16 protein-coding genes are annotated in these 12,937 nt (G+C 69.1%); 6 read left to right on the top strand and 10 right to left on the bottom strand.

Features of this window, described 5'->3' with window-relative positions; genetic code table 11:
* Nucleotides 1-89: 89 nt before the first annotated feature.
* From IEV64_RS10045 to mce, 3 genes are all read right to left on the bottom strand, one after another.
* Nucleotides 90-1,751 (bottom strand): long-chain fatty acid--CoA ligase, encoded by a 1,662-nt coding sequence (locus IEV64_RS10045; RefSeq protein WP_188423798.1) that lies wholly within the window; start codon nt 1,749-1,751, stop codon nt 90-92.
* A gap of 88 nt (nt 1,752-1,839) precedes the next feature.
* On the bottom strand, nt 1,840-3,792 hold the full coding sequence (gene menE, locus IEV64_RS10040; protein ID WP_188423797.1) for an o-succinylbenzoate--CoA ligase: 1,953 nt from the start codon (nt 3,790-3,792) through the stop codon (nt 1,840-1,842).
* Nucleotides 3,793-3,795: 3 nt separating this feature from the next.
* A complete protein-coding gene (gene mce / locus IEV64_RS10035) occupies nt 3,796-4,179 on the bottom strand; it encodes a methylmalonyl-CoA epimerase (RefSeq protein ID WP_007273821.1) in 384 nt (127 codons plus the stop codon).
* Between the two features lie 54 nt (nt 4,180-4,233).
* Here mce and IEV64_RS10030 point away from each other — a divergent pair, with 54 nt between their 5' ends.
* Nucleotides 4,234-4,602 carry a YbjQ family protein gene (locus IEV64_RS10030; RefSeq protein WP_007273820.1) on the top strand — a complete coding sequence of 123 codons (369 nt, stop codon included), beginning with the start codon at nt 4,234-4,236 and terminating at the stop codon, nt 4,600-4,602.
* A gap of 7 nt (nt 4,603-4,609) precedes the next feature.
* The gene (locus tag IEV64_RS10025; protein WP_188423796.1) at nt 4,610-4,951 is read left to right on the top strand and encodes a hypothetical protein; all 342 of its coding nucleotides are present in this window, start codon (nt 4,610-4,612) and stop codon (nt 4,949-4,951) included.
* 149 nt (nt 4,952-5,100) lie between these two features.
* On the opposite strand, the gene IEV64_RS19835 is transcribed toward IEV64_RS10025, so the two are convergent.
* Together IEV64_RS19835 and IEV64_RS10015 are read right to left on the bottom strand one after the other, a co-directional pair.
* Nucleotides 5,101-5,385, bottom strand: coding sequence for a hypothetical protein (locus IEV64_RS19835; RefSeq protein WP_229722581.1), 285 nt, complete (start codon nt 5,383-5,385; stop codon nt 5,101-5,103).
* A 300-nt stretch (nt 5,386-5,685) separates the two neighbouring features.
* On the bottom strand, nt 5,686-7,362 hold the full coding sequence (locus tag IEV64_RS10015) for an acyl-CoA mutase large subunit family protein (protein ID WP_188423795.1): 1,677 nt from the start codon (nt 7,360-7,362) through the stop codon (nt 5,686-5,688).
* Between the two features lie 157 nt (nt 7,363-7,519).
* Here IEV64_RS10015 and IEV64_RS10010 point away from each other — a divergent pair, with 157 nt between their 5' ends.
* The 3 genes from IEV64_RS10010 (at nt 7,520) to IEV64_RS10000 (ending at nt 9,376) form a co-directional block, all read left to right on the top strand.
* Complete coding sequence (locus tag IEV64_RS10010) at nt 7,520-8,188, top strand: O-methyltransferase (RefSeq protein WP_007273816.1); 669 nt, start codon at nt 7,520-7,522, stop codon at nt 8,186-8,188.
* Between the two features lie 82 nt (nt 8,189-8,270).
* On the top strand, nt 8,271-8,654 hold the full coding sequence (locus tag IEV64_RS10005; RefSeq protein WP_083874860.1) for a nascent polypeptide-associated complex protein: 384 nt from the start codon (nt 8,271-8,273) through the stop codon (nt 8,652-8,654).
* Nucleotides 8,651-9,376 (top strand): methyltransferase domain-containing protein, encoded by a 726-nt coding sequence (locus IEV64_RS10000; RefSeq protein ID WP_007273814.1) that lies wholly within the window; start codon nt 8,651-8,653, stop codon nt 9,374-9,376. The genes IEV64_RS10005 and IEV64_RS10000 overlap by 4 nt, the downstream gene beginning before the upstream one ends.
* A 51-nt stretch (nt 9,377-9,427) precedes the next feature.
* On the opposite strand, the gene IEV64_RS09995 is transcribed toward IEV64_RS10000, so the two are convergent.
* The 4 genes from IEV64_RS09995 to IEV64_RS09980 form a co-directional block, all read right to left on the bottom strand.
* Nucleotides 9,428-10,075, bottom strand: a complete 648-nt coding sequence (locus IEV64_RS09995) for a DUF6517 family protein (protein WP_188423794.1) — start codon at nt 10,073-10,075, stop codon at nt 9,428-9,430.
* Nucleotides 10,076-10,115: 40 nt separating this feature from the next.
* On the bottom strand, nt 10,116-10,436 hold the full coding sequence (locus IEV64_RS09990) for a transcription factor S (protein ID WP_008574128.1): 321 nt from the start codon (nt 10,434-10,436) through the stop codon (nt 10,116-10,118).
* A 117-nt stretch (nt 10,437-10,553) separates the two neighbouring features.
* Nucleotides 10,554-10,811 carry a DUF5789 family protein gene (locus tag IEV64_RS09985; protein ID WP_007273812.1) on the bottom strand — a complete coding sequence of 86 codons (258 nt, stop codon included), beginning with the start codon at nt 10,809-10,811 and terminating at the stop codon, nt 10,554-10,556.
* 120 nt (nt 10,812-10,931) lie between these two features.
* Nucleotides 10,932-11,705, bottom strand: a complete 774-nt coding sequence (locus IEV64_RS09980) for an enoyl-CoA hydratase/isomerase family protein (RefSeq protein WP_188423793.1) — start codon at nt 11,703-11,705, stop codon at nt 10,932-10,934.
* A gap of 99 nt (nt 11,706-11,804) precedes the next feature.
* Here IEV64_RS09980 and IEV64_RS09975 point away from each other — a divergent pair, with 99 nt between their 5' ends.
* Nucleotides 11,805-12,305, top strand: a complete 501-nt coding sequence (locus IEV64_RS09975; RefSeq protein ID WP_188423792.1) for a DUF5797 family protein — start codon at nt 11,805-11,807, stop codon at nt 12,303-12,305.
* 18 nt (nt 12,306-12,323) lie between these two features.
* Here IEV64_RS09975 and IEV64_RS09970 read toward each other — a convergent pair whose 3' ends face one another.
* Nucleotides 12,324-12,923 (bottom strand): class I SAM-dependent methyltransferase, encoded by a 600-nt coding sequence (locus IEV64_RS09970; protein WP_007273809.1) that lies wholly within the window; start codon nt 12,921-12,923, stop codon nt 12,324-12,326.
* Between the last annotated feature and the right edge of the window lie 14 nt (nt 12,924-12,937).

Here is a 12,937-nt window from a genome sequence, read left to right as displayed (position 1 = left end):
CGCCATAGAATTGTACAGTAAAAATAGTGTATGGAACCAGTCTAAACTTCAAACTCGTTTTTCGTTAAAACATCCGTCCGCCCCGCCGCTCACTCGTCCGACGGGGCCTCCGCGTCGGGCGTCTTCCCCTCGATGAGCGACGAGTCGTCGTACTGGTCGCGGAGCACCTTCTTGTCGAACTTGCCGGTCGCGGTCTTCGGCACCTCGTCGATGAACACGACTTCGTCGGGGGCCCACCACTTCGGGAACTCGTCTTCGACGAGCGCGACGAGTTCGGCCTTCAGCGCGTCCTGGTCGGCGCCGCTCTTCGGGACGATAAACGCCACGGGGCGCTCCTGCCAGCGCTCGTGGGGGACGCCGATGACGGTCGCCTCGGCCACGTCGTCGTGGGCCATGATGCTGTTTTCGAGTTCGAGCGACGAAATCCACTCCCCGCCGGACTTGATGACGTCTTTCGCCCGGTCGACGATTTGGACGTAGCCGTCTTCGTCCACCGTGACCACGTCGCCGGTCTTCAGCCAGTTGCCCTCGTAGTCCTCCTCGTTCGCGTCGGGGCGCTCGAAGTACTCGGTCGTCACCCACGGGCCGCGGACCCACAACTCACCGAACTCCTCGCCGTTCCACGGGACCTCGTTCCCGTCGTCGTCGACGACGCGCATCTCGAGCCCCGGCGCGAGCAGGCCCTGCTTGGCGCGCTTTTCGTACTGCTCTTCGGCGGAGAGGCCCTCCATCCCCGGCTTGAGGTGGGCGACGGTGCCGACCGGCGACATCTCCGTCATCCCCCACGCGTGGAGCACGTCCACGTCGTACTCCTCGTCGAACCGGCGGATGACCGACTTGGGCGCGGCCGACCCGCCGATGATGATGCGTTCGAGCGACGAGACGTCCGCGTCGTGCTCGTCGAGGTAGTCGAGCAGGCCGAGCCACACCGTCGGCACGCCCGCGGTCATCGTCACGCCCTCCTCTTCGATGAGTTTCGCGAGGTCCTCGGGCGTCGGCGACGGGCCGGGGTAGACGTGTTTCGCGCCCGCCGCGGTCGTCGAAAACGGCAGACCCCACGCGTTGACGTGGAACATCGGCACCACCGGCATGATGACGTCCTTCGCGCCGATGTCGAGGCCGGACTCGGGGAGCGTCGCCATCGTGTGCGCCCACAGCATCTGCTGGGAGTACTCGACGCCCTTCGGCTCGCCGGTCGTCCCCGAGGTGTAGCACATCCCCGCCGGCTGGTCCTCCGGGAGGTCCGGCCAGTCGTAGTCGTCGGGGAAGTCGGCGACGAACGACTCGTAGTCCGTCACCGGAGAAAGCCCCACGTCGTCCGGTACTTCGGAAGCCATCACGACGAACTGCTCGACCGAGGCGAAGGCCTCCTCGTCGACCGCGCCGGCGAGTTTCGGCGCGAGCGACGGGTCCACGAAGATGATGCGGTCTTCCGCGTTCTCGACGATGTACTGGATGTGGTGGTCGGGCAGAAGCGGGTTGATGGTGTGCAACTGCGCGCCCATCGAGGGCACGCCGAAGTACGTCTCGAAGTGTCGGTTGTGGTTCCAGCAGAACGTCGCCACCCGGTCGCCGTCCCCGATGCCGGCGTCCGAAAGCGCCCCCGCGAGCCGTGCCACGCGTCCCTCGTACTCCGCGTACGTGTAACGTTCCAGCCCTTCGGCGGTCCGAGAGACGATTTCGCGGTCCGGATAGAGCTTGCCCGCGCGCCACAGGAACGGCCGAAGCGTCTGGTTGGTAGCACCTACCATACTATCCTCTTGTGGTAAAACATAATGATTGTTTGGAAGCGACTCGGCGGGGCGCGGGCTGTGGATTCCGCGTCACCCGCGGGCGCGTTCACTCCTCGTCGCGGTCGAGAGCGAGTTCGCCGGTGCCGTCGGTGTCGTTGGTGCCGTCGCCGTCGTCGGTGTCACTCTCTGCGCTCCCGGCGTCGCCCTCCGCCCGCTCGGCGTCGCTGTGTTCGTCTCCGTCGGCGCTCGCCTCACCGTCGCCGGCTTCGTCCTCATCGGCTTCGTCGCGGTCGGCGTCTGCGACGACCGCGTCGTCCTCGGCGTCGTCGATGGCGTCCCCGTCGATGTCGGTGGCGGACGTCGCCTCGTCGGGTTCGGTCTCGACTTCGCCGGCGTCGTCGTAATCGGCCGCGCGCGCCGGTTCGGCCTCCGCGACGGGCTTGGCCGCGACCAGTCGCTCGCGGACCGCCTCGCGGTCGACGGTCCCCGAGACGGTCCGCGGGAGTTCGTCCGCGGTCGCGACCTGTCGCGGGCATTTGAACCCGGCGAGTCGCTCGCGGCAGAAGTCGTCGAGGTCCTCGTCGTCCGGCGGGTTCTCCGGGTCCGCGGGAACGACGAGGGCGGCGACGCGCTCGCCCCACTCGGCGTCGGGGACGCCGAGCACGGCGGCGTCGTCAACGTCGGGGTGGTCTCGCAGGACCGCCGCGACCTCGCCGGGGTCGACGTTCTCGCCGCCGGTGATGATGCGGTCGTCCTTCCGGTTCAGGACGTACAGGAGGCCGTCGTCGTCGCGGTAGCCGATGTCGCCGGTCCGGAGGCCGGCGTCGGCGAAGGCGTCGGCGGTGGCCTCGGGGTTCCGGTAGTAGCCGGGCGAGACGGTCGGTCCCGAGACGACGAGTTCGCCCGGCGTGCCGGGTTCGACGGGGGTGCCGTCCTCGTCGACGACCCGGAGGTCGGTGAAGTAGAGCGGCCGCCCGACGGTCCCCACGTCGGCGAACGCCTCCCGCGGGGTCGCGGTGGCGACCTGCGACGCCGTCTCGGTCATGCCGTAGGTCGGGTGGACCGGCACCGAGTAGTTCCGACAGCGCTCGACGAGCTCGTCGGGGGCGGGCGCGCCGCCGAGGAGCACCACGCGGAGCGAGTCCGAGAGCGTCCCCCGGCTGTCGAGCATCCGCGTGAGCATCGTCGGCACGAGCGAGACGCCCGTCACGTCGTACTTGCCGATGTCGTCGGCCGCGCCGCCGGCGTCGAACCCCTCGCGGAGGACGACCGTCGTCCCGTACAGCGGCCCGCGGAGAATCGGGCCGATGCCGCCCATGTGGTGCAACGAGAGCGTGACGAGCCACCGGTCGTCGGGAGAGACGCCGAGTCGGAACGCCCCGGCGACGGCGTTCGCGAGCAGGTTGCCCATGGTGAGTTTCACCGCCTTCGGCGTCCCGGTCGTCCCCGAGGTGAAAAGCAGGAGCATCGTCTCCGAGAGGGACCAGCCCGCCGGTTCGACCCGCTTCGGCGCGATAGACGAGAGGTTGATGACGCCCTCCCACCGCGGGTCGTCCACGGAGACGACGGGCACGTCGGCCGTGGCCTCGACCGCCGTCGACTCGGTGGACTCGCCGCAGACGAGCGTGGTCACGTCCGCGAGTTCGAGGTTCCGAGCGATTTCGTCGGCGGTGAGTCGGTCGCCGAGGGGGACGAGCACGGCCCCGAGGCGCGTCGCGGCGTGGATGAGTCGGACGTAGTCGACGCCGGGGTCGAGAACGACGCCGAGGTGGTCGCCGGACTCGACGCCGAGGGCGGCGAGCTGGCCGGCGGTTTCGTCGACGAGCGCGTCGAGTTCGCGGAAGGTCCACGAGTCGCCGGTCGCGGCGTGGATGAGCGCCCGGCGGTCGGGCGTCGCGGCGACTCGGTGGGAGAGCCAGTCGCGCATCGGCCCGGCGAACCCGCGGGACCCGGCGTCGGCGTCGGAGTCGGAACCGCTCGCGGCGGGGGCGTCGCCGTGTTCGGCCGAGCCGTCGGTGGCGGTCGTGTCGTCGGCCGCGTCGTCAGGAGAGCCCGTCATCGCTCAGTGCGAGACGAACTCGACGAGGACGCCGCCCGTGGATTTCGGATGTAAGAAGGCGACCTCGTGGCCCCACGCGCCGGGGCGCGGTTCCTCGTCGATGCGGTCGACACCGGCGGCCTCGGCGGTCCGAAGCGCGCCCTCGATGTCGTCGGTCTCGACGGCGACGTGGTGGATGCCGCCGCCGCGCTTGTCGAGGAACTTCGAGATGGCACCCTCCTCGTGGGGTTCGAGCAGTTCGAAGTAGCCGTTTTCGAGTTCGAGGAAGACGACCGACATGCCGTCGAACGTCTCCTCGTGGGCCACGGGCGCGTCGAACAGCTCCGCGAACAGCGCGGCCAGTCCGGCGGCGTCGGGCGTGGCGATTCCGACGTGGTCGAAGTGCATGCCTCCAGTTCGTCGGGCGCAACGGATAAACCCAGACGGTTCGATACTCCTGTCATGATAGTAACGACAACGGAGACGGTCGTCGGCCGCGACATAGAGGAGACGCTGGGCGCCGTCCGCGGGAACACGATTCGCGCCCGAAACGTCGGCCGCGACATCACGCAGGGCCTCCGAAACATCGTCGGCGGCGAGCTCAAGTCCTACACCGGGCTGATGGCCGAGGCGCGCGACGAGGCGACGGAACGGATGATAGCCGAGGCGGAGGCGATGGGTGCCGACGCCGTCGTCGGCGTCCGGTACGTGACCGCCGAGGTGGCGCAGGGCGCGGCCGAGATTCTGGCCTACGGGACCGCCGTCACGCTCGTCGGCGGCTCCGACGCCGACGCCGAACCCGCGTCCGAGTCGAACGCCGACGTGGCGTGAGCCGACGATGACGGCGCCGACCCGGCGGCGCGCCGCCCGCGACCCGCGGCGGTTCGCACGCGAATTCGCTCGACTCGCCAGTGACTGGACCACGCTCGCCGTCTTCGCCGTCCTCGCGGCCGTGTGGGCGGTCGGCTTCTTCGACGTGTTGCCGAAGGAGATTTGGGTCGTCGACTACCCCGCGCTCGTGGCCGCCTTCTTCTTCGACACGCTCGCGGCCAACGAGTTCGGCGCCCGCGAGACATCGGTGTTCTACCCGGCGCTCGCCGTCTTCGGCTACCTCCAAGCGATGCTCGTCGTGGCGGTCGCTCGGTGGCTTCGGGGGCGGTTCGTCGAATCCGGGGAGTGACGGGACGGAGCGAAGCGAGTCGGGAGGGAGCGCAACGGAGCGCGGAAGGGCGCGTCAAGAGCGGGACGCGAGGGGCGAGTGGTCGCGGGGTGTGAGTGTCGGAGGTGCGCGAGCGGGGTCGGCGTGGATTCGCGGCGTCGGGTCGGGCCTCAGTCGCGGGCGGTCCGGGCGACCGTGACCTCGACGGGGACGCCGGGCACGTCGACCGTCAGCATCGAGCGGTCGGCCCGGGTGACGATGACGCGGGCGACGGCGACGACGGCGGCGACGGTGACGGCGACCGCGAGCGACGCCACGGGGTAGGTGACGACCGCGACCACCGCGGCCATCGAGGCGAGCAGGACGGCCTGCGTCGCCAGCGAGGGCGCGGGACGGTGATGGGAGGGGTGGTAATCGGAGACGGTACGACTGTCTCGGGAGCGTCTTCGTGACATTCGTCTGGTGAGGTGGACAATCGGATGCGATACCGGGGGCTCTCCGGTCGAAGAGCCCCGCAACGCGACGGCCGCCGCTCGAAACGTCGAGCGACTGGTGGCGCGAACCTCGCGCCGACAGACGGCGGCCGGGCGTGTGACGGGTTTAGAATCCAGTAAACGGCATCATAAGCCTCGATTAGCCCCAATCGGGGGATGATAATAAAACTGGTTAGCCGGGTGAAAGTATAGACTTAGTGACTCGTTGGCACGGGGCGGAGAGGCCGCCGGCGCTGGTCGTTCGGGAGTGACGGGGGCGGCTCAGGCCATGCCGGGTTCGTACTCGCCGAACTCCTCGCGGAGGACGCCGCATATCTCGCCGACCGTCGCATAGGCCTTGACCGCCGTGACGATGAGCGGGAGGAGGTTCTCGTCGCCGTTCGCGGCGGCGCGGATGTCCTCCAGCGCGGCCTCGACGGCCTCGTCGTCGCGGTCGTCCTTCCGCGCGTCGAGCGAGTCGACCTGCTTGCGCTCGTCTTCCTCGGAGACCTCTTGGACCTCGACGGTCGGCTCCTCGTCCACCTGGTACTCGTTGACGCCGACGATGACGCGCTCGCCCTCCTCAATCTCGCGTTGGCGCTCGTAGGCCACGTCCTGAATCTCCCGCTGGACCCACTGGTTTTTCACGGCGTCGAGCATCCCGCCGCGGTCGTCGACCTCGTCGAGCAGGTCGAACGCCTCGTCTTCGATGTCGTCGGTCAGCGCCTCGACGTAGTAACTGCCCGCCAGCGGGTCGATGGTGTCCGCCGCGCCCGACTCGTGGGCGAGAATCTGCTGGGTGCGGAGCGCCGTGCGGACCGACTTCTCGGTGGGGAGCGACAGCGCCTCGTCCTTCCCGTTGGTGTGGAGCGACTGCGTGCCGCCGAGGACGGCCGCCAGCGCCTGATAGGCGACCCGGACGACGTTGTTCTCGACCTGCTGGGCGGTGAGCGTCGACCCGCCGGTCTGGGTGTGGAACTTCAACTGCATCGACTTCGGGTTCTCCGCGCCGAAGCGCTCTTCCATGATTTTCGCCCACATCCGCCGGGCGGCGCGGAACTTCGCCACCTCTTCGAGGATGTTGTTGTGGGCGTTGAAAAAGAAGGACAACTGGGGAGCGAATTCGTCCACGTCGAGACCCGCCTCGACCGCGGCCTCGACGTACTGGATGCCGTTGCCGAGGGTGAACGCGACCTCTTGGGCGGCGGTCGAGCCGGCCTCGCGGATGTGGTAGCCGGAGATAGAGATGGTGTTGAACTTCGGCGTCTCCGCCGCGCAGAACTCGAAGATGTCCGTGATGAGTCGCATCGACGGCTCCGGCGGGAAGATGTAGAGGTTCCGCGCGATGTACTCCTTCATGATGTCGTTCTGGATGGTGCCGCGGAGCTCCTCGCGGGGGACGCCCTGCTTGTCGCCGAGGGCGACGTACATCGCCAGCAACACGGCCGCCGGGGCGTTGATGGTCATCGACGTGGAGACCTCGCCGAGGTCGATGCCGTCGAACACCGTCTCCATGTCGTGGAGGCTGTCGATGGCGACGCCCGACTTCCCGACCTCGCCGGCGGCCATCATCGCGTCGGAGTCGTAGCCCATCTGCGTCGGCAGGTCGAACGCGAGCGACAGCCCCGACGAGCCGTTGTCGATGAGGTAGCGGAACCGCTCGTTGGTCTCGGCGGCCGTCCCGAAGCCCGCGTACTGCCGCATCGTCCAGAGCCGCCCGCGGTGCATCGTCGGATAGACCCCGCGCGTGTACGGTTTCTCGCCCGGGAAGCCAACGTCCTCGTCGTAGTCCACGTCGGCGTCGTCCGGGGTGTAGAGCCGCTCGACGACGTTGCCGCCCGTGTCGGTCGTGAACTCCGCTTTCCGCTCCCCGAAGCGGTCGAGCGTCGGCCCCAGCGTCTCGTCTTCCCACTCGGCTTTCGCCTCCCGAATCTCTTCGAGCTCGTCGGGATCAAACATGGTCGAAGATGTGGTTCGTCTCTACTTAAGCGTACGCGGGTCGGCGAACGGCGGTCGGCGTCGCCGGCCGGTGCGCGACGACGGAGAGAGTGACGGCGGTCCCCGCGAACGCGGCCGCGGCGACCGATTTTATGTCCCTCGCGCGCGCCCCTCCGGCATGGACATCCTGACCGACGAGACGCGGCGGTTCCTCGCGGCGACCGCGCCCGAACACGACGCGGTGCAGGCCGAGATGGCCGCCTACGCCGACGAGCACGGCTTTCCCATCATCGGTCCCGAGGCGGGCGGCGTGCTCCGCGTCCTCGCGCATCTCGCGGACGCGACGCGGCTGTTCGAGTTCGGCTCCGGCTTCGGCTACTCCGCGACGTGGTTCGCCGAGGGGATGGCCGACGACGGCGAACTCTACCTGACGGAACACGACGCCCACGAACTCGACATGGCGCGGGACTTCCTCGACCGCGCCGGCCTCGCCGACCGGACGACCTTCCTCGAAGGCGACGCGCTCGACCTGTTCGAGGGCGTCGACGGCGAGTTCGACCTCGTGTTGTTGGACCACCAGAAACACCGCTACGCCGAGGCGTTCGACCTCGTCTCCGACCGGGTCGCCGACGGCGGGGTCGTCGTCGCCGACAACGTGATGCGCGGCCCGCTCGACTTCGGCGCGCTCACCGACTGGAGCGAAGGGCAGGCAGAGGCCCTCGACGGGGCCGACGCCGACACCCGCGGCATCGCGGCGTTCCTCGACGCGGTGCGGGCCGACCCGCGGTACGAGACCATCGTCCTCCCGGTCGGAAGCGGCCTCGCGGTCAGCACGCGGGTCGAGTGAGCGCGCGACCGCCGGGCCGCGCGCCGACCGCCGCGCACCGACGTTCGCCACGCTTTTGAGCGCCCACCCCGACCCTTCGGGTATGTTTGGAGGCGGCGGGATGAACCCGCGAAAGATGAAGCAGATGATGAAGCAGATGGGCATCGACGTGACGGAGCTCGATGCCGAGGAAGTCGTCATCAAGACGGCCGACGAGGAACTCGTCTTCAGCGACGCGCAGGTCACGCGCATGGACGCGCAGGGCCAGGAGACGTACCAAATCGTCGGCGAGCCCGAGACGCGCGAACTCGGTGCCGGCGACGACGGCGGCGACGAGTCCGCTGAGTCCGCCGGGGCCGCCGACGCCATCCCGGCCGACGACGTGGCTATCGTGGCCCAGCGCGCCGGCGTCCCCGAGGACGAGGCCCGCGAAGCGCTGGAGGCCGAAGACGGCGACCTCGCCGCGGCCATCGCGCGACTGGAGTGATACTCCTCGTCCACGGCGACCGGGAGTACCTCCGGGCGCCCGGCGACGAGCTTCACACCGACCTCGGGATGCTCACCGTCCCCGAGGACGTGGAGGCCGGCCAGACGCTCGAAACCCACATCGGCGAGGAGTTCCTCGTCCGCGAGCCGCGCGGCCCGGACCTCTTCAACCACTTCGAGCGCACCGGCGCGCCGATGATGCCGCGAGACATCGGCCTCATCGTCGGCCACACGGGCATCGCGGCCGGCGAGCGCGTCCTCGACGCGGGGACCGGCACGGGCGTCCTCTCGGCGTACCTCGGTCGCCTCGGCGTCGACGTGACGACGTTCGAACGCGACGCCGAGTTCGCCGACGTGGCCCGCGAGAACATGCGACTCGCCGGCGTCGAAGAACGCGTCGACGTTCGCACCGGCGACATCACGGACGAGGTCGACGACCTCGCGGCGTCGGCGTTCGACGCGCTCACCCTCGACACCGAGAACGCGCCCGAGGTCGTCCGCCACGCGCCCGACCTGCTCGTGACCGGCGGCTACGTCGCCGTCTACTCCCCGTTCGTGGAGGGCACGCGCGCGGCGGTCGAAGCCGCCAGAGAGGCGGGCCTCTCGGACGTGGAGACGTTCGAGACGATTCAGCGCCACATGGACTTCAACGACCGGGGGTCGCGCCCCTCGACCGCCGGCGTCGGCCACACCGGCTACCTCGTGTTCGCCCGCAACGAGTGAGCGAGTCCGACCCGGGCGGGCCAATTTCTCTTTCGGCCCGACCGTGTCGCCTCACTCGATGCGGCGAATCACGCGAAACAGCTCTTCTCTGAAGCGTTCGGGGTCGATTGCCTCCCGGAGCGCCGCCGCCGTCTCCCCGTCGCCGCGGCGGACCTCGCGGGGGTACGCGCCGCCGGTCAGGAGGAACTCGCCGTCGACCGGCGTCACCGCGAGGTAGGCGTCGGCGGCGAGTTCGACCCCGGCGAGTTCGACGGTCGCCGCGTAGCGAACCACGTCGGCCTCGGCTTCGGTCGCGTCGTCGCTTCGAGGGTCGTCGCCTCGGGCGTCGTCGCGCTGGTCGCGGTCGCCACCGCCGCCGACCCGAACCCGGAGCGTCCGCGACTCGACGCGGCGGACGTCCGAGAAGCCGCGGGCTTCGAGGCGCGACCGGAAACCGGCGCTCGCGCGCTTGCCGACCAGTTTCGTCAGCGCCTTCGACGGCGGCGTGTGCGGTCGGATTTCGAGGCGGCTGGCGAACAGAAAACGCCACGGGCCGTCGGCGGTCGCCGGGACGCGCTCGCGGATGGCGGCGTCCTCGTAGACGACCGTCCGGGCGACGACGCTGACGGGGCCGAGTTCGAACGGGCGGTCGGTCGCGTCGTCGACGCGGACCCACCCCTCAAGCGGCGGGAGGGTCGGCGGGGCGAGCGCGTCGGCCATACCCCGCGTTACGGACGGAGGGCTCAAAAAGGCGAGTCGCTCAGTGGTCGTCTTCGCGCCACTTGTGGTCGCACTCGACGCAGGTGAAGAAACGCGTCTCGGACTCGTCGGCCGAGCGAATCTGCTTCATCTCGTAGCGCGCCACGTCGTGGCCGCACTTCGGGCAGATGGCCTTCGTCGTCGGCCCGATGTCGGCGTTGTCCACGTCGGACATGTCGACGACCTCGCTGGACTCCTGGCCCTCGGTCGTGACCATCGACTTCTCCTTTTCGCTGTCGCGCGCTTTCTCGTGGCCGTTCGGACAGACCCAGACGCCGTCTTGCGGCGTCATCAGGGACCCGCAGTCGTCGCAAAACTCCATGATAGTACGTCCTACCGCTTGAAGGACTTAAGCGTCAGGATTGCGCCGCGCTCGCGGGGTGAGCGCTGAAAAAGGCCGGCGCGAAGCGAGCGACTGAACCGGGTCGAAACGGGCGACTCAGGCGTCGCCGTCGGACTGCCCCGGCTCGCCGAGCGCCTCGATGGGCATCGCGTTGTTCAGTTCGTAGTACAGGTCCTTCGCGTCGGCGAACTCGGCCGTGAGGCAGTTCCCGACCAACTCGCCGAGGTCGGCGTTCCCGTCGGCCATGAGCACCGTCACACCGTCGAGGGAGGCCGCGGCGTCCCGGCGCGAGACCGGGTACGAGAGGTCTTCGAGGAGGGATTCGACGCGGCCGAGCGTGATGGATTCTTTCACGATTGTTCATTATACATGGAGCGTATTAGCAGTTGTAGGAGCCGTGCTAGCACGGCGACAGTGCGGAATCGGTGAGGCTAATCGGCCGACATCACCGGAGAACGGTCTCTCAGTCGAGTTCTATTCGAAGTCGGGGTCGCGCTTGTCGAGGAACGCCTCCATCCCCTCGCGCTGGTCGTGGGTACCGAACAGGCCGCTCCAGACGCGGGCCTCGAAGTCGAGCGCGGCGTCACGCGGCGCGTCGTGGGACATGTTGATGGCGGCTTTCGCGCCCGCGAGGGCGTGTCGCGGCTTCGACGCGAGCTCGGCGGCGAGGTCCTCGACGTGCGATTCGAGCTGGTCGTGGGCGACGACCTCGCCGACGATGCCGTACTCGTGGGCGTCGCTGGCGTCGATGCGCTCGCCGAAGAAGATGAGCCGTCGCGCGACCTCGTCGCCGACGAGCGCGGGCAGGCGGACGTTCCCGCCCCAACCGGGCGTGATGCCGAGGTCGATTTCGGTCTGCCCGAGGAGCGCGCGCTCGGAGGCGACCCGGAGGTCACACGCCAGCGCGAGTTCCATGCCGCCGCCGAAGGCGTAGCCGTTGATGGCCGCGACGGTCGGCGCGGGGAACTCCTCCAAGCGCGTCGCGATGCGGTGGCCCTGCTCGGCGTAGTTCTGCGCGGCGGGCGTTCCGATGTCCTTCATGTAGCCGATGTCCGCGCCCGCGACGAACGCCTTGTCGCCCGCGCCGGTGAGGACGACCACCCGCGCGCCGCCGTCTTCGGCCTCGTCGAGCGCCGCTTCGAGCGCGTCGAGCGCGTCCGCGTTGAGCGCGTTCATCTGCTCGGGGCGGTCGATGGTGATGGTCGCCACGTCGCCGTCCCAGTCGAGTCGGAGGGTGTCCCAGCTCATACTCGGGGCGACGCGAGGGACAGGGATAATAATTAACGTTTCGCGGTCGCGCCGAAGAATCCAGAACAACGTTATACCCCCTCCGTCGAATCCACCGATATGACGCTCTCCGACGAGGCGAAAGAACGCCTCGCCGACATCGTCCGGCTCCAGCCGACGAAGAACAAGGAGTTACAGAACCGCTGGGACCTCGAAAGCGGGAGCGAGGTCCACCGCTACCTCGAATCCGAGCTGAAAGACTACTACTACCGCGACGACAACAGCCTCATCCGCGCCACCGCGGAGGCCGCCGAACTCGTCGGCGTCGAACCCGGCGTGGAGGGCGACGACGAGGCGGAGTCCGTGCCGAGCGTCATCCGCGTCCCCTCGCTCGAAGCCCGCGTCTTCGAGGTCGTCGCCGGCCCCGACGACCGCTCCGAGAGCGTCGTCAGCGTCCTCAACAAGCTCCGCGAGGAGTTCGACATCGACCCCGACGTGGACGACGTGCGCCGCGCGCTCCAGAGCCTCCGCCGCAAGGGCGTCATCGAGGTCGTCTACCGGACCGTCCCCACGTTCCGCCTCGCCGTCGAGCGCGACGAGGTCGACGTGGAAGTCGTCTGACCGCCCGTCTCCGCGACGCTATTCTCGCCGCTCGAACACCAGCGCGTAGTGGTACGGCGGGATGTCGAGTTCCGCCGTCGCCGCGAGGTCGGTCGCCTCTGCGACCATCGCCGCGGTCTCCTCGGGACCGAGGCGCAGGTCGGTCGGCGGGCCGCGAGGCTCGCCCGCGACGGTCGTCTCCGCTCGGGGGAGCGGCCGCCAGTTGACGACGACGAACCGGCCGCCGTCGGCGAGAATCGACTCGACTTCCGTCAGGAACTCGTCGGGGTCGTCGACCCCGTGGAACGCGTTGGCGAACAGCGCCACGTCGACGGGGTCGGCGAGGTGCCCCGATAGCTCGCGGGCGTCGCCGCGGACCGATACCACGTTGTCGATGCGTTGCTGGGCGGCGAGCTGGTCGAGTTCCGCGAGGAGGTCGTCGTCGAGGTCGACCGCGTACACCGTGGCCGGCGCGACGATTCGCGCCGCCGGCAACGCGAAGTAGCCGTTTCCACAGCCGATTTCGGCGACGGTGTCGCCCGGCGACAACCCGAGGTCCCGAAGCGTCTCGCCCGGCGTCGGCCACAGCTTTCCCCACCAATCCCAGTCCGGCAGACTCGTGTTCTGGAATCGTTCCATATCAGTCGGTCCGA

Origin of the sequence: Haloferax sulfurifontis (assembly GCF_014635105.1) — an archaeon.
Lineage (GTDB): Archaea > Halobacteriota > Halobacteria > Halobacteriales > Haloferacaceae > Haloferax > Haloferax denitrificans.
The sequence above is the reverse complement of the archived record's forward strand: the minus strand, read 5'-3'. Positions and strand labels throughout refer to the sequence as shown.